The organism is Roseburia amylophila (assembly GCF_025567465.1).
Lineage (GTDB): Bacteria > Bacillota > Clostridia > Lachnospirales > Lachnospiraceae > Roseburia_C > Roseburia_C amylophila.
Genome location: NZ_JAOQKI010000009.1, coordinates 142,835 through 157,683, shown reverse-complemented (window position 1 = coordinate 157,683; position 14,849 = coordinate 142,835). Strand labels below are relative to the sequence as shown.

General features: G+C 42.0%; 13 protein-coding genes and 1 pseudogene. 8 read left to right on the top strand and 6 right to left on the bottom strand.

The features are described 5' to 3' along the window. Positions 1–215: 215 nt before the first annotated feature. Genes OCV43_RS07955 through OCV43_RS07945 form a run of 3 tightly spaced genes read right to left on the bottom strand, consistent with a single transcriptional unit; the run spans position 216 to position 1,309 of the window. Complete coding sequence (locus OCV43_RS07955) at positions 216–827, bottom strand: manganese catalase family protein (RefSeq protein ID WP_262623803.1); 612 nt, start codon at positions 825–827, stop codon at positions 216–218. Then, complete coding sequence (locus OCV43_RS07950) at positions 828–1,094, bottom strand: spore coat protein CotJB (RefSeq protein ID WP_022243336.1); 267 nt, start codon at positions 1,092–1,094, stop codon at positions 828–830. Continuing rightward, the gene (locus tag OCV43_RS07945) at positions 1,094–1,309 is read right to left on the bottom strand and encodes a spore coat associated protein CotJA (RefSeq protein ID WP_022243335.1); all 216 of its coding nucleotides are present in this window, start codon (positions 1,307–1,309) and stop codon (positions 1,094–1,096) included. Before OCV43_RS07945 ends, OCV43_RS07950 begins: the two co-directional genes overlap by 1 nt. A gap of 141 nt (positions 1,310–1,450) precedes the next feature. Between OCV43_RS07945 and feoB the strand changes: the two are divergent. The 5 genes and pseudogenes from feoB to OCV43_RS07915 all read left to right on the top strand — a co-directional run bounded on the left by feoB (position 1,451) and on the right by OCV43_RS07915 (position 8,871). Beyond that, positions 1,451–3,689: pseudogene (feoB, locus tag OCV43_RS07935) on the top strand (ferrous iron transport protein B). A gap of 12 nt (positions 3,690–3,701) precedes the next feature. Further along, complete coding sequence (locus OCV43_RS07930) at positions 3,702–3,872, top strand: FeoB-associated Cys-rich membrane protein (protein ID WP_227700904.1); 171 nt, start codon at positions 3,702–3,704, stop codon at positions 3,870–3,872. 150 nt (positions 3,873–4,022) lie between these two features. After that, a complete protein-coding gene (locus tag OCV43_RS07925) occupies positions 4,023–5,531 on the top strand; it encodes a 4Fe-4S dicluster domain-containing protein (RefSeq protein ID WP_262623801.1) in 1,509 nt (502 codons plus the stop codon). Positions 5,532–5,554: 23 nt separating this feature from the next. Next, entirely contained in the window at positions 5,555–7,018 is a 1,464-nt protein-coding gene (gene gltX / locus OCV43_RS07920) for a glutamate--tRNA ligase (protein WP_022243331.1), read from the top strand. Positions 7,019–7,035: 17 nt separating this feature from the next. Next, positions 7,036–8,871 (top strand): ATP-dependent helicase, encoded by a 1,836-nt coding sequence (locus tag OCV43_RS07915; RefSeq protein ID WP_262623800.1) that lies wholly within the window; start codon positions 7,036–7,038, stop codon positions 8,869–8,871. Positions 8,872–8,878: 7 nt separating this feature from the next. Here the strand turns inward: OCV43_RS07915 and OCV43_RS07910 are convergent, their stop codons facing one another. Further along, positions 8,879–9,187 carry a DUF1292 domain-containing protein gene (locus OCV43_RS07910; RefSeq protein WP_022243329.1) on the bottom strand — a complete coding sequence of 103 codons (309 nt, stop codon included), beginning with the start codon at positions 9,185–9,187 and terminating at the stop codon, positions 8,879–8,881. A 15-nt stretch (positions 9,188–9,202) separates the two neighbouring features. Further along, positions 9,203–10,297 carry an HD-GYP domain-containing protein gene (locus tag OCV43_RS07905; RefSeq protein ID WP_262623799.1) on the bottom strand — a complete coding sequence of 365 codons (1,095 nt, stop codon included), beginning with the start codon at positions 10,295–10,297 and terminating at the stop codon, positions 9,203–9,205. Positions 10,298–10,428: 131 nt separating this feature from the next. Between OCV43_RS07905 and OCV43_RS07900 the strand changes: the two genes are divergently transcribed. The 3 genes from OCV43_RS07900 to trpS are packed head-to-tail and all read left to right on the top strand — an operon-like array spanning position 10,429 to position 13,836. Next, the gene (locus tag OCV43_RS07900) at positions 10,429–12,276 is read left to right on the top strand and encodes a glycogen operon protein GlgX (protein ID WP_022243327.1); all 1,848 of its coding nucleotides are present in this window, start codon (positions 10,429–10,431) and stop codon (positions 12,274–12,276) included. Between the two features lie 6 nt (positions 12,277–12,282). After that, entirely contained in the window at positions 12,283–12,831 is a 549-nt protein-coding gene (locus tag OCV43_RS07895) for a DUF5662 family protein (RefSeq protein WP_022243326.1), read from the top strand. Continuing rightward, a complete protein-coding gene (gene trpS / locus OCV43_RS07890; protein WP_022243325.1) occupies positions 12,832–13,836 on the top strand; it encodes a tryptophan--tRNA ligase in 1,005 nt (334 codons plus the stop codon). On the opposite strand, the gene OCV43_RS07885 is transcribed toward trpS, so the two are convergent. Further along, positions 13,833–14,801: an RluA family pseudouridine synthase gene (locus OCV43_RS07885; RefSeq protein ID WP_262623798.1), complete on the bottom strand. Its 969-nt coding sequence runs from the start codon at positions 14,799–14,801 to the stop codon at positions 13,833–13,835. The genes trpS and OCV43_RS07885 overlap by 4 nt on opposite strands. Positions 14,802–14,849 lie beyond the last annotated feature (48 nt).

Here is a 14,849-nt window from a genome sequence, read left to right as displayed (position 1 = left end):
ATTATACCAAAAAAACGCTCAGACCTCACGGTCTGGGCGATTTTTTTCTAGGGGAGTTTTTTTACAGCCCCTATTTTTTACTTTACAGGAAATTGCTTTCCTGTAAAGTAAAAAACGCTCCGCGAGGATGCGCACTGCGGCGTATAAGGTAGATGTCGCAAGCAACCGCCGCAGGCGCGAGAATGTGCCAAGGCACATTCTTTTCTATCACAGTTTTATTTGCAGCCGCAGCTCTTATCGAAAGCCGGGTTACATACATAGAAGTTCTTGGAGTCAAGGTGTTCCTGTACCATCCGGAGTGCTTCGCCAAAACGCTGGAAGTGTACGACCTCCCTGGCACGCAGGAAACGAATCGGATCTACAACGTCCGGGTCTTTTACGACACGAAGAATGTTATCGTAAGTGGTGCGGGCTTTCTGCTCTGCAGCCATATCTTCCATAAGGTCAGTAATCGGATCGCCTTTGGACTGGAATTCACAGGCATTCTGTGGAACACCACCGGCAGCCTGTGGCCATACGGCAAGGGTGTGGTCAATATAGTAAGGACCAAAGTTAGAGGCTTTGATTTCCTCCGGAGTCAGGTCTCTGGTAAGCTGGTGTACGATGGTTGCAATCATCTCAAAATGGGCAATTTCTTCTGTCGCAATATCGGTAAGCAGTCCGGCTACTTCACGGTAAGGAATGGAATAGCGCTGGGAGAGATAACGTAAGGATGCGTTGATTTCTCCGTCAGGACCTCCGTACTGGCTTAAGATATACTGTGCGGTTTTCGGATCGGTCTGTTTGATGTTGACCGGATATTCCAGTCTTTTTTCATACTGCCACATTTAACAATTTCCCCCTTCCCATGGATTTCTCATGCTTCCCCAGCTCCAGTGACCGTCTGTGTCGGCACCGTCTAAAGTCAGGGGACCATATTTTTCTTCATACATTTTCACTGCTTTTAACCGCAGGGTACGGTAGTGGTTATAGAAGGAAAGTGCTTCTTCATCATAAGGATGGGTGTCAAGGTAAAGGGCAGTATCATAAGCTACAAAGCTGACCTGATTAATCCAGTCTAAAAGCTGGGACTGGTCCATTGGCATATTGTTCATCAGAATCTGCCTCCTTTCATGGAACCATGGAAAGGCTTATTTAAGTCCTGAAAGACTGTGCCATTACGCAGAGCCTGGTCAGGTTCGTACAGATTGCCGAACTGCTGCCATGGAACATAAGCCATGGCAAGTTCCTGATTACAGGCAAACTGTTTCGTATAAGGTGTCGGAACAGCCGGACGGCTGCTTTGTGGCTGACAATTACAGTTGTTCATATGCTGACCTCAATAAAAATATTCATATTAATATATGTGCAGATGAAAAGGAATGTGAGATTTTATATTGTGAAAAAAAGAATCCTGCGGTAAAATAATTAATTGAGAAAAAATATCAATAACAAGAGAAGAGGAAAATAGATGACACTGGATGAACTTGAAATTGGAAGAGAAGCGGTAATAACCAAAGTAGGGGGAGAAGGAGCACTGCGGTGCAGATTTTTAGATATGGGGCTGATCCCAAAGACAAAGGTGCAGGTGCGTAAAGTAGCACCTATGGGAGACCCGATTGAACTCCGGATTCGTGGATATGAACTGACCATACGAAAAGAAGATGCCGGAAAAATTGAAGTAGAACCGGAGGAGAACTAGAATGATATTTGCATTAGTAGGAAACCAGAACTGTGGTAAGACCACATTATTTAATCAGCTCACCGGTTCCAACCAGCATGTTGGAAATTTCCCGGGTGTAACGGTTGACCAGAAAATGGGAGAAATCAGAGAGCATAAGGATGCGTCGGTAGTTGACCTGCCGGGAATCTATTCTCTGCGTCCGTATACCAGTGAGGAGATTGTAACAAGAGACTTTATTTTAAATGAAAAGCCGGATGGAATTATCAATATTGTAGATGCAACAAATATTGAGCGAAATCTCTATCTGACCCTGCAGTTGTTAGAAATGCATATTCCGATGGTATTAGCTCTGAATATGATGGATGAGGTGCGTAACAACGGCGGAAGTATTGATGTAAAACAGATGTCTTTAGAACTGGGAATTCCGGTTATTCCAATCAGTGCGGTAAAGGGAGAGGGAGTGGAAGACCTGGTACACAGCGCCATGAAGGTGGCAGGACAGAAGATATATCCAAAGGTAACGGATTTCTGCGAGAAAGGTCCTGTGCACCGCTGCATTCATGCGGTATCCCATCAGGTAGAAGACCATGCACAGAATATCGGAATGTCACCACGTTTTGCAGCAACGAAGATTGTAGAACAGGATACAGACATTATTGACAGACTGAAGCTGAGCCAGAACGAACTGGATATGATGGAACACAGTATTGAAGAAATGGAAACAGACCATCATATGGACAGAAATGCCGCTCTGGCTGATATGAGATATACCTTTATTGAAAAGGTGTGCAGTAAATCAGTAACAAAGTGCCATGAGAGCAAAGAACATATCCGTAGTGTAAAGATAGACAACGTATTAACGAATAAATATCTTGCTATCCCGCTGTTTCTTCTGATTATGCTGCTGGTATTCTGGCTGACCTTCGGTGTTATCGGAGCATTTTTAAGTGATTATCTTGCAGTTTTTATTGCATACATAACGAATCTTGCTGACAAGGGGTTGACTGCTTATGGAATTAACCGGGTGGTTCACAGCCTGATTATTGACGGTGTATTTGCCGGAGTCGGAAGTGTGTTAAGCTTCCTGCCGATTATTGTGGTTTTATTTTTCTTCCTGTCTATTCTGGAAGATTCCGGTTATATGGCAAGAATTGCCTTTGTTATGGATAAACTGCTGCGTAAAATCGGACTTTCCGGACGAAGCTTTGTTCCAATGCTGATTGGATTTGGTTGTACGGTTCCGGCAGTAATGTCAAGCAGAACTTTAGCATCCGAAAGAGACCGGAAAATGACCATTATGCTGACACCATTTATCAGCTGTTCGGCAAAAATTCCGATTTATGCGGTATTTACAGCAGCATTTTTTGAAAAATATCAGGCGCTTGTTATGATTGCACTTTATGTTGGTGGAATGGTAATGGGAATTCTGGTGGCACTTTTATTCAAGCATTCCGCATTCCGTGGAAAACCGATGCCTTTTGTCATGGAGCTTCCGAATTACCGGCTGCCATCTTTAAAGAGCGTGGTACTCCTGATGTGGGACAAGGCAAAGGACTTCTTACAGAGGGCATTTACCGTTATTTTCCTTGCAACGATTATTATCTGGTTCTTACAGTCTTTTGATACCAGACTGAATGTAGTATCTGACAGCGCAGACAGCCTGCTGGCATTAATCGGCCGTGTGATTGCACCGGTTTTTGCTCCGCTTGGATTTGGGGACTGGAGAGTATCCACTTCTTTGATTACCGGATTTACTGCAAAAGAAGCAGTAATCAGTACCATGAGTGTACTTCTTGGAACCAGTGTGACTGCTTTGGGCAACAGCCTTGGAACTCTGTTTACACCGGTATCAGCAGTCAGCTTCCTGGTATTTACGTTACTTTATACACCATGTGTAGCAGCGATTGCAGCAATCAGACGGGAGATGGGTTCAAAGCTTCAGGCACTTGGTGTTGTGGTAATGCAGTGCGTGGTTGCATGGATTGCAGCATTTGTTGTCTTTCAGATTGGCAGCCTGATTTTTTAGGAGGCAGATATTATGGGCGTTAATGATATTATTTTGCTATTACTGATTCTTTGCTGGTGCGCCTTTGCGGTATATGCTATGATGAAAAAGAAAAAAGAGGGAGGCTGCATTGGATGCAGCGGATGTAGTGGAAGGACAGATACGGATGCGGTCTGCAAAGAATGTTCCCAGAGGAAAAAGTAGTAAAAAGTATTTATTTTAGAACATAGGAGCAGGCTACTTGTATTATTGAAAGTGGTGTGCTAGATTATTGTTAGCATAGTGTTATATATTGATAATACTGTGCGTGGTTATGAACAATGATATAATACAATTTTTTTCTAGGAGGAAACGATGAGAGGACTACGTACACCAGTATCAGATTTGAGAAAAAGCATTTTTACGGAGGTAGCAAAAATTGCTTATGAAGCAGACAGTGCAAACCTGAACGATGCCGTTGAGGCAGTTCCATATACAGTTTGCCCTGGAGATGTTCCTACATACCGTGAAAGTATTTATAGAGAACGTGCGATTGCAGCAGAAAGAGTAAGACTTGCTATGGGTATGTCTTTACGACCACAGGATAAACCGGTACATGTTACCAGTGGCCTCGAAGAGAGCAATGTGGCAGAAAAATATTATGAGCCACCTCTTATGCAGGTAATTCCATCTGCATGTAATCTGTGCGAAGAAAAGAAATATGAAGTATCCAATATGTGCCAGGGATGTATTGCACATCCATGTATGGAGGTATGTCCAAAGGGAGCAATCTCCCAGGTAGATGGCAAATCTGTAATCGACCAGGAGAAATGTATCAAATGTGGAAGATGTAAAGCAGCCTGCCCATATGATGCAATTTCCAAGAAAGAAAGACCTTGTTCCATGGCTTGTGGAATTGGAGCAATTGGAACAGATGAATACGGAAGAGCAAAGATTGATGCAGATAAATGTGTATCCTGTGGTCAGTGTATGGTAAGCTGCCCATTCGGAGCAATTGCAGATAAATCACAGATTTTCCAGTTGATCCGGTGTATGAAAGAAGGCGGAGAAGTTATCGCTGAAATTGCACCTGCATTTGTAGGTCAGTTCGGACCTGGAGCTACTCCAAAGCATGTAAAGGCAGCTTTATTAGAACTTGGTTTTTCAGAGGTTGTAGAGGTTGCACTTGGAGCTGATATCGGTGCAGTAGCAGAAGCACATCACTATGCAAATCATGTTGCAACAGGAGAGCTTCCGTTCTTACTTACTTCCTGCTGTCCTGCATGGTCCATGCTTGCAAAGACACAGTTCCCGGATTTAATCGAGAGCGTATCTTCTGAGCTTACACCTATGGTTGCTACAGCAAGAAGCATTAAGAAAGAGCATCCGGATGCAAAAGTAGTATTTATCGGACCGTGTGCTGCTAAGAAACTGGAAGCAAGCAGAAAAACTGTACGAAGCGATGTTGATTTTGTAATCACATTTGAAGAGTTAGACGCTATGTTTGCAGCAAAAGGAATTGATCCGAACCAGACAGAGGGTGAAAGCTCCATGCATGATGCAACTGCTGCTGGTCGTGGATATGCATGTGCCGGTGGTGTTGCAGATGCCATTGAAAAATGTGTACATGAATATTATCCGGATGTGGATGTTAAGATTGAACATGCAGAAGGTCTTGCTGAATGTAAGAAGATGCTGATGCTTGCCAAGGCTGGTAAGATGAATGGATGTATGATTGAAGGAATGGGATGTCCTGGCGGATGTATCGCCGGAGCAGGAACTATTCTTCCGATTCCGAAAGCAAAACAGGAAATCGAGAAGATTAAGAAAGCTTCTACCAAGCAGCTTCCTCCAAAGGAATTACGGGAAATCGAATTAAATTAATAGTAAGAAAGCGGGTTAATAGAATGAGCAAGGTTAGAACCAGATTTGCACCAAGTCCTACAGGAAGAATGCATGTAGGAAATCTGCGTACAGCACTTTATGCATATTTAATTGCAAAGCATGAGGGCGGAGATTTTATTTTAAGAATTGAAGATACAGACCAGGAACGTTATGTTGAGGGAGCGGTAGATATTATCTACCGTACCCTTGAGAAGACTGGATTGTTACATGATGAAGGTCCGGACAAGGATGGCGGTGTTGGCCCATATGTGCAGAGTGAACGTCAGGCACAGGGAATTTATCTGGAGTATGCGAAGAAACTCATTGAAAAAGGAGAAGCATACTATTGTTTCTGTGATAAGGAGCGTTTAGAGAGTCTGCGTCAGACTGTTGCAGGTAAAGAGATTATTGTTTACGATAAGCATTGCCTGCATTTAAGCAAGGAAGAAATAGAAGAAAAGCTTGCTGCAGGTGTTCCATACGTTATCCGTCAGAACAATCCTCAGACAGGAACAACAACCTTCCATGATGAAATCTATGGAGATATTACCGTTGATAATGCGGAGCTGGACGATATGATTCTGATTAAATCAGACGGATATCCGACTTATAACTTTGCCAACGTAGTAGATGACCATTTGATGGGAATTACACATGTAGTAAGAGGAAATGAATATCTTTCTTCTTCTCCAAAGTATAACCGTCTGTATGAAGCTTTTGGCTGGGATGTGCCAGTGTATGTACACTGTCCGTTAATTACCAACGAAGAGCATCAGAAGTTAAGTAAACGTTGTGGACATTCTTCCTACGAAGATTTGATTGAACAGGGATTTTTAACAGAGGCAGTTGTAAACTTTGTGGCATTGCTGGGGTGGAGTCCGGCAGATAACCGGGAAATCTTTTCTTTAGAGGAGCTGGTAAAAGCCTTTGATTATCATCATATGAGCAAATCACCGGCTGTATTTGACTATACAAAGCTGAAATGGATGAATGGCGAATACATCAAGGCAATGGATTTTGATTCCTACTTTGAAATGGCAGAGCCATATATCCGGAAAGTAATTACCAGGGATTATGATATCCGCAAGATTGCAGAGATGGTGAAGACCAGAATTGAAATCTTCCCGGATATTGAGAATCTGATTGACTTCTTTGAGGAACTTCCGGAGTATGATACCGCAATGTATACCCATAAGAAGATGAAGACCACAGAAGAGAGCTCTTTGGAAGTCTTGACAGAGATTCTTCCGGTATTAGAGGCTCAACAGGATTACAGTAATGATGCACTGTATCAGACGCTTTGTGATTTTGTGGCAGAGAAGGGCTGCAAGAATGGTTATGTATTATGGCCGGTTCGTACAGCGGTTTCCGGTAAACAGATGACACCGGCAGGTGCAACTGAGATTATGGAAATTATTGGTAAGGAAGAGTCCTTAAAACGTATCCGTACCGGAATTGCACTTCTTACGAAAGCACTTGAGAAATAAAAGTTACGAGGCATTTCATGCGATTTAATGAAGCACAACAGGAAGCTGTTGATTTTTATCAGGGTCCCTGCCTTACACTGGCGGGGCCCGGTTCAGGCAAAACTGCCGTAATTACCCATCGAACGAAAAATTTAATAGAAAAATATGGGGTGTCACCATCAGAGATTCTGGTGGTGACATTTACAAAAGCAGCCGCTATGGAGATGAAGGAGCGTTTTCTTTCGCTGACGAATCAGACATCCACAACGGCTACTTTTGGTACTTTTCATGCGGTGTTTTTTACGGTATTAAAGTATGCTTATCATTATCGGGCAGAAAATATTATAAGAGATGAGCAGAAGGTGGTATTTATCCGGAATCTTTTACGTCATTTTCCGATTGACTATGAAGATGAAAATGAATGCATCCAGACTCTGTTATCTGAAATCAGCGGTGTAAAGAATTCGAACATTCCCATTGAACATTATTATTCTTCTAATTTTCCAGAGCATACATTCCGGGATGTATTTATGAATTATCAGAAGATGCTGCAGAAGAACCGGCTGATTGATTTTGATGATATGTTAGTTTATACCTATGAACTTTTCAGCCAGCGGAAGGATATCTTAGCACTCTGGCAGAAGAAGTTCCGATATATTTTAATTGATGAGTTTCAGGATATCAATGGATTACAATATGAGATTATAAGGATGCTTGCAGCACCGGAAAATAATCTCTTTGTGGTAGGGGATGATGACCAGTCTATTTACAGGTTCCGCCAGGCAAGACCGGAGATTATGCTGAACTTTGAGAAGGATTATGCTGATGCAAAGCGGATTGTATTAAATTATAATTATCGTTCCGATGGAAATATTGTGGCAGCGGCAGGAAGACTGATTGCCCATAATACAGGGCGGTTTGCAAAGGATATTAAGGCATTTCATCCGGCAAAGGAAGCGGTAGTATGTAAGACTTACCGGACGCAGCGGGAAGAAAATTTAGGGTTGATTCATGCACTTAAGGAATATACCGCAGCTGGTGGTGACTGGTCGGACGCAGCGGTGCTGTTTCGCACTAATACACAGCCAAGACTTCTGATGCAGCAGTTGATGGAATATAATATTCCTTTCCGTACAAGGGATAATATTCCTAATATTTATGAGCATTGGATTGCAAAAGATATGGAAAGTTATCTTCGAATTGCCCATGGAAGCAGAAGAAGGGCAGACTTCTTACAGATTATGAACCGGCCGAACCGTTATATTGGGCGGGACAGCCTGGAAGAGGATACCGTAGCATTTGGTGTCTGGGCAGATTATTATGATAAAATGGAGCAGTCCTGGATTGCACGAAGAATCGACCGGCTTTATCATGACTGCAAAATGTTAGCCGGAATGAAGCCTTTTGCAGCGGTGAATTATATCCGCAAGGGAATCGGCTACGATGACTATATCAAAGAATATGCAGATCAGAGAGGTATGAATGAGGAAGAACTTTTGGATATTCTAGAACAGCTTACCGATATGACCAAAGAGTTCGATAGCTTTGATGACTGGCAGGAACAGAAAGAGAAATATTTAAAAGAATTACAGCGTGCCATGGAGAAGCAGCGGACGAAGGGAGAGGGCGTTGTCTTATCAACCCTACATAGCTCGAAGGGATTAGAGTATGATGTGGTATTTTTGATTGATGTAAATGAGAAAATCATGCCCTATAAGAAAGCTGTTTTAGATGCGGATCTGGAAGAGGAACGCAGAATGTTCTATGTGGGGATGACCAGAGCAAAAAAACAGCTCTACCTCTTCTCGGTAGAGCTGTTGAATAATCACAGTGCAGAACCATCCCGGTTCTTAAAAGAATTGCAGGAAACGTAATGGATGATTAGTTGTCCATTGCGTCAAATTCTGCTTCATCTAATAATTCATCAAAACGGTCGGAGACAACTTCGTATTCTTCGTCACTGTCAATATTATCTAAAGAAGGATTTCCATCCTCATCCTCGGAGTAACGATAGATATATACTTCACCATCTGCATTTTCATTTCCCTTTTCATCTAAGGGCATCAGCGCAATATAATCCTGTTTTCCTGCTTCAAAGATAGTAAGAATTTTGCATTCCACATCCTGCCCATTGTCTAAATTCAATGTCACCATGATATCGTCTTCATCTTTTAACTGTTTGTTTTCCATAAAATACCTCTTTCTTTATATAATTGTCTGAACGTAGAGTTCCGGACGTTTTTCCAGATTGATAAATTTACCGTCTTCTAACCGAACCACCGGACGGGTCAGGCGATGCTTGTTAATCAGCACAATTTTACCGGTCATGCCATTACTTAGCATGACATCATTGTTAATATATGTATTGGCAATATGCTCCAAGAAGCTGGTAATAAACTGGGGTTTGTATTTACCCAGACCCTCCCGCTCAAAAGTGGCAATGACCTCAAACGGGCAGACGCCGCGGCGATAACAGCGGTCAGCAGTCATGGCATCGTAGACATCTGCAATAGCAACGATATTGGCAAAATCATCAATATCATCTCCGATAAGTCCGATTGGATAGCCGCTTCCATCACAGCGTTCGTGATGGGTGAGAGCAATTTTTTTGATACGGACAGATACATTCTGATTTTTCAGCAGTTCATAACCATATTCGGAATGTTTTTTCACCAGTTCATATTCTTCCGGGGTCAGGCGCCCTGGCTTGTTAATGATTTCAGGTGGAATTTTACTTTTTCCTATATCGTGTAAGAGACCACCCAGAGTCAGAGTTTCTAAATCATCTGCATTATAATCCTGCCACATACCAATCATTCGGCTGATTAAAGAAACATTCAGACTGTGGGCATAAGTGGAATCGGTAATTTTGCGCATATTGTGCAACATATCGAACATGGAAATTGTAGTGGAATGTCTGGCAAAAAGATCTAAAGCGCAGGATAAAAGAGCCTCCTGATCTAAAGGAATGTTTTTTGTGACAAAATCATTGATGGATTTTTCTAAAAAAGGTACTTTTTTTTCATAATTTGCTTTAAAAACTTTGAATTCTTTACTGTTTCTTACCCGTTCAGAATACCGGTCAACCGCTTCCTTTTCTTCAGCCATTGACTGAATGGCATCAACAGGCAGAGCACCGTCTATAATTCTGGCACTCTCAATTCCGTAAAACTCAAGGTGTGCAATCATCTGAGTTGTCAGCATTTTGTGTGCTTCTACAATCATCTGCCCATGCCTGCTCATGACAGGAGTGGCAGTCACCATGCCAGGGTGTAAATTCTTTGTTGCAACTGTATGCATGAATATACCTCTTATATCACTAATTAACAATACACTACACTATAATTATAAAAATTTACATATCAATTGTCAATGAATCGTGTTATAATCTTTTCAAGAGACTTGAATATAGGAAAGTGCAGGATGATGAAATGAAATACAATGTTCGGGAAGGCGATTACAGAACCATGGGAGCAGTTGTGCATAGTGATGGGGTTGTATTTACCTTTGAGGGGAGAAAAGAGCAGAAATGCAGTATTGTACTGTATGAAAAGAAAACAGGGAAAATTGGAAAAATACCGGTTCCGGATACTTACTATGTGGGTGCACTGCGCTCAATTATGGTAATGGGCATTGAACCGGCTTCTTTTGATTATAATTTTGAAATAGACGGTAAGGTTATGACAGATCCATATGCCAGAAGAATTGTAGGCAGGGAAAAGTGGGGAGAAAAGGAACGCTTTGGTATGGATTATCAGGTGAAAAGCGGTTTCTCCACAGATGTTTTTGACTGGGAAGAGGATGTGGCACCGGAAATTGCCAAAAAGGATATGGTCATGTACAAACTTCATGTGAGAAATTTTACCATGGAGGGTAGTAATGGCGGAGCAAGAAAAGGAACTTTTGAAGCAGTAGAGAACCGGATAGGATATCTTCGTGATATGGGCGTTACAACCGTTGAATTTATGCCTTTTTATGAATTTGAAGAGCTGATGATACCGGAAACCTGTGAACTGCCGGATTATGTGACCTGGAAGGAAGAACAGAAGACGGATACAAAGAAGCTGCCGGAAGTTGAGAAGATAAATTGCTGGGGCTATACCGAAGGCAATTATTTTGCGCCGAAGGCTGCATTTACCAAAAGCAGACAGCCGGAGCATGCCTTGAAATCATTAATTAAGGCATTGCATAAAAATGACATGGAATGTATTATGGAAATTTATTTTCCTGATACCATCAATCAGAATCTGATGTTAGAAGCCCTGCGCTTTTGGGTGATGGAATATCATGTGGATGGATTCCGTCTGATGGGAGCAAATCTTCCGGTTCGTGCTATGGCACAGGATTTGATTTTGTGCCGCAGTAAGCTGTTTGCAGATACGATTCCGGAGGATTTGCTGGAACAGGATTATGCATATCCGCATTTATTTGTTTACCGGGATGAATTTTATTATCCGTTGCGGAAAATGTTAAATCATAAGGAAATCTGTCTTACCGATTTTGTAAACCAGATGCGTAAGCAGAAGAAATATGCTGGATTTGTGAATTATGCAGCATCTAATGATGGTTTTACACTGGCAGATGTATTTATGTACAGTGAGAAACATAATGAAGCAAATGGGGAAAACAATGCGGATGGAAATGACTGGAATTACAGCGACAACTATGGCATAGAAGGACCAACCCGCAAAAAATATATAGAAAGCCTGCGTAAAAAACAGCTTCGAAATGCGATTACGGCAGTATTTTTAGCACAGGGTATTCCACTGCTTGCTGCCGGTGATGAGATTGGTAATTCCCAGAGGGGAAATAATAATGCATATTGCCAGGATAATGCGGTTGGCTGGGTAAACTGGAAAAATGATAAGAAATATGCATCCTTACAACAGTTTGTAAAGGAAATGACAGCCTTTCGTAAGGCACACCCGGTTCTTCGGATGGAAGAGCCGATGCGGATGAATGATTATAAGGGACTGGGATATCCGGATCTTTCTTTTCACTGCGATAGTGCATGGACTGTGGGATTTAGCCCGAACCGCCAGTCGGTTGGGATGCTTTATTGCGGACTGTATGCGGATTGTGAGGAAATGATTTATGTGGCATATAATTTTCACACCGGAAAACAGTTCCTTGCACTTCCGAAATTGCCAAAAAGCAAAAAATGGTATAAAGTAATGGATACAGGAAATGAAAATGGTTTTCTGGAGAAAGAAATGAAAATGGATGCAGTCCAGGTAGAAATTGCCGGGATGTCCATTCAGATATTAATAGGGAAATAAAGTAAGATGAAAGCATGGAAACATTTTTGCACAATTAATCATCACAAGATGTTGGTCATGAAAGGCTGTTTTAAAGTAGGACTTTACCGCCAGGGTTTATTGCATGATTTGTCGAAATATTCACCAACGGAATTTTTAGTGGGCTGTAAGTATTTTCAGGGAAATATGAGTCCCAACAATGCCGAACGTGAGGATAAGGGGTATTCCGCAGCCTGGCTGCACCATAAGGGCAGAAACAAGCATCATATGGAATACTGGATTGATTACGGACCGGATAAATGCACTGGAATTACTGGAATGAAGATGCCAACAAAATATGTTGTTGAGATGTTTATTGACCGGGTGGCAGCAAGCAGGAATTACCAGAGAGAAAAATATACCGACGAAAGTCCTCTGGCTTATTACGAACATGGAAAGCAGTATCATATTATTCATGAGGAATCAAGAGAACTTTTAGAGTGCCTTCTTCATATGCTGGCAGAATGCGGCGAAGAAGAGACTTATGCATATATTCGATATGAAGTATTGAAAAATAAAAGAAAGAAGGATAAATAAATGTTAGACGGAAAGAAGATTTTATATAGTGGAATGCAGGCAACAGGAACCCTTACCCTTGGAAATTATTTGGGAGCATTGAAAAACTGGGTAAATCTTACAGATGAATATGAATGTATCTATGGTGTTATGGATTTACATTCCCTTACCTTAAGACAGGTGCCGGCAGAGTTCCGCAAAAATGCTCGTTCTCTTTATGCATTATATGTAGCGGCAGGATTAGACCCGGAGAAAAACTGTATTTATTATCAGTCCCATGTATCCGGACATGCAGAATTAAGCTGGATATTAGGCTGCTTTACTTATATGGGAGAGTTAAACCGTATGACACAGTTTAAGGACAAGGCTGCAAAGCATGCAGATAATATCAATGCAGGTCTTTATACCTATCCGGTATTAATGGCGGCTGATATTTTATTGTATCAGGCAGATGTGGTTCCGGTTGGAGTAGACCAGAAGCAGCATCTTGAGATTACCAGAGACATTGCACAGCGTTTTAATGCTATTTACGGAGATGTATTTACAATTCCGGAGGCATATATCGGAAAAGCAGGTGCAAAGATTATGAGTCTGCAGGAGCCGGAGAAAAAGATGTCAAAGTCCGATGAGAATCCGAATGCAACTATCCGCCTTTTAGATGATAAAGATACCGTTATCCGCAAATTTAAACGTGCAGTAACCGACTCCGGCAGTGAAATTGTATATCGTGAAGATAAACCGGGCATTAGTAATCTGATTGATATTTATGGTTGTGTAACCGGTAAGACAAGAGAAGAAACTGAAAAAGAATTTGACGGAAAAGGCTACGGTGATTTCAAACTGGCAGTAGGAGAAGCAGTTGCTGCAGAGTTAGAGCCATTGCAGAAACGTTATGGGGAACTGATGGCAGACAAGACCTATCTTGACAGCATGATTAAAATGAATGACGAAAAAGCAGCTTATTATTCTAATAAGACCTTGCGTAAGGTGCAGAAGAAAGTCGGACTTACCGAAAGAATCCGTTAATCCGAAAATAGATTGTCCAAATCTGGAACATGAAATTCAGGGAACAGCATTTGCATATCGGCAGGAAGTGGAGCCGTAAAGCAGAGCTGTTCCTTTGTGATTGGATGTTCGAATTTTAACTGGCAGGCATGAAGAGCCTGCCTTTTTGTCAGGGAAAAATCCGGGTTATAAAGGAAATCTCCAATTAAAGGGTAGCCGAGGTAGCTCATATGGACACGAATCTGGTGGGTTCTGCCGGTGTCAAGCCGCAAAGCAATAAGGGAGAGTGCATCCGGTGAAAGAGGCTCCCTTGAAAAAGTATTTTTTGGAAAAATTTCTTTCACAGCTAGTCTGCGGTAATGGGTGCAGGCGTATTCACCTTGCCCAAAATCTACCTGACGCTCTAATACAGAACCTTCCTTTCTGCCGATTGGCGCAGTAATGGTACCGGATTCCGGGGTAATACCACGGACAATGGCAAGATAGGTGCGGTGGATTTTCCGTTCATTCATCTGTCTGCCTAAGATACCGCCACTGAGACTGTTTTTTGCAAGGATTGTGATGCCGGTAGTATCCTTATCCAGCCGGTTGATGCAGCGGAAAGGACCGGCTTCGTTTTTGCTGCCCAGATAATAAAAGACAGCATTGGAGAGGGTATGCTCGTAATGTGTCATGGATGGGTGGACAGGCATATGTGCCGGTTTATTGATAACGAGAATATCTTCGTCTTCATAGAGGATGGAAAGGGGAATGTTTTCCGGTGCGGGATAGCTTTTTGGCATAGATTCTTCTAAAATAATCTTTAATTTATCAGAAACCTTCAGCCGGTCACTGCTGTGCCCGGTATCACCGTTTCGGAAAAGAACATCTTTGGTGCGGAAAAGATGTGCCCGGAGCCCTTTCGGGTATCCTTTTTCCGTAAGAAATTCTCTTATCGTATAGTTTTTGTATTCATTTGTTATGGTATAGTCTAATATTCGCTTCATAAGGATAATTATAAAGGAAAAAGACACAGAAGAAAAGGATAGAGATAA

Bases quoted from the DNA above. Each gene is read 5' to 3' on its own strand.
- OCV43_RS07950 (WP_022243336.1), bottom strand. From the start codon at position 1,094: ATGAACAATATGCCAATGGACCAGTCCCAGCTTTTAGACTGGATTAAT.
- OCV43_RS07915 (WP_262623800.1), top strand. From the start codon at position 7,036: ATGCGATTTAATGAAGCACAACAGGAAGCTGTTGATTTTTATCAGGGT.
- OCV43_RS07885 (WP_262623798.1), bottom strand. From the start codon at position 14,801: ATGAAGCGAATATTAGACTATACCATAACAAATGAATACAAAAACTAT.
- OCV43_RS07955 (WP_262623803.1), bottom strand. From the start codon at position 827: ATGTGGCAGTATGAAAAAAGACTGGAATATCCGGTCAACATCAAACAG.
- OCV43_RS07930 (WP_227700904.1), top strand. From the start codon at position 3,702: ATGGGCGTTAATGATATTATTTTGCTATTACTGATTCTTTGCTGGTGC.
- gltX (WP_022243331.1), top strand. From the start codon at position 5,555: ATGAGCAAGGTTAGAACCAGATTTGCACCAAGTCCTACAGGAAGAATG.
- OCV43_RS07895 (WP_022243326.1), top strand. From the start codon at position 12,283: ATGAAAGCATGGAAACATTTTTGCACAATTAATCATCACAAGATGTTG.
- OCV43_RS07945 (WP_022243335.1), bottom strand. From the start codon at position 1,309: ATGAACAACTGTAATTGTCAGCCACAAAGCAGCCGTCCGGCTGTTCCG.
- OCV43_RS07910 (WP_022243329.1), bottom strand. From the start codon at position 9,187: ATGGAAAACAAACAGTTAAAAGATGAAGACGATATCATGGTGACATTG.
- OCV43_RS07925 (WP_262623801.1), top strand. From the start codon at position 4,023: ATGAGAGGACTACGTACACCAGTATCAGATTTGAGAAAAAGCATTTTT.
- trpS (WP_022243325.1), top strand. From the start codon at position 12,832: ATGTTAGACGGAAAGAAGATTTTATATAGTGGAATGCAGGCAACAGGA.
- OCV43_RS07905 (WP_262623799.1), bottom strand. From the start codon at position 10,297: ATGCATACAGTTGCAACAAAGAATTTACACCCTGGCATGGTGACTGCC.
- OCV43_RS07900 (WP_022243327.1), top strand. From the start codon at position 10,429: ATGAAATACAATGTTCGGGAAGGCGATTACAGAACCATGGGAGCAGTT.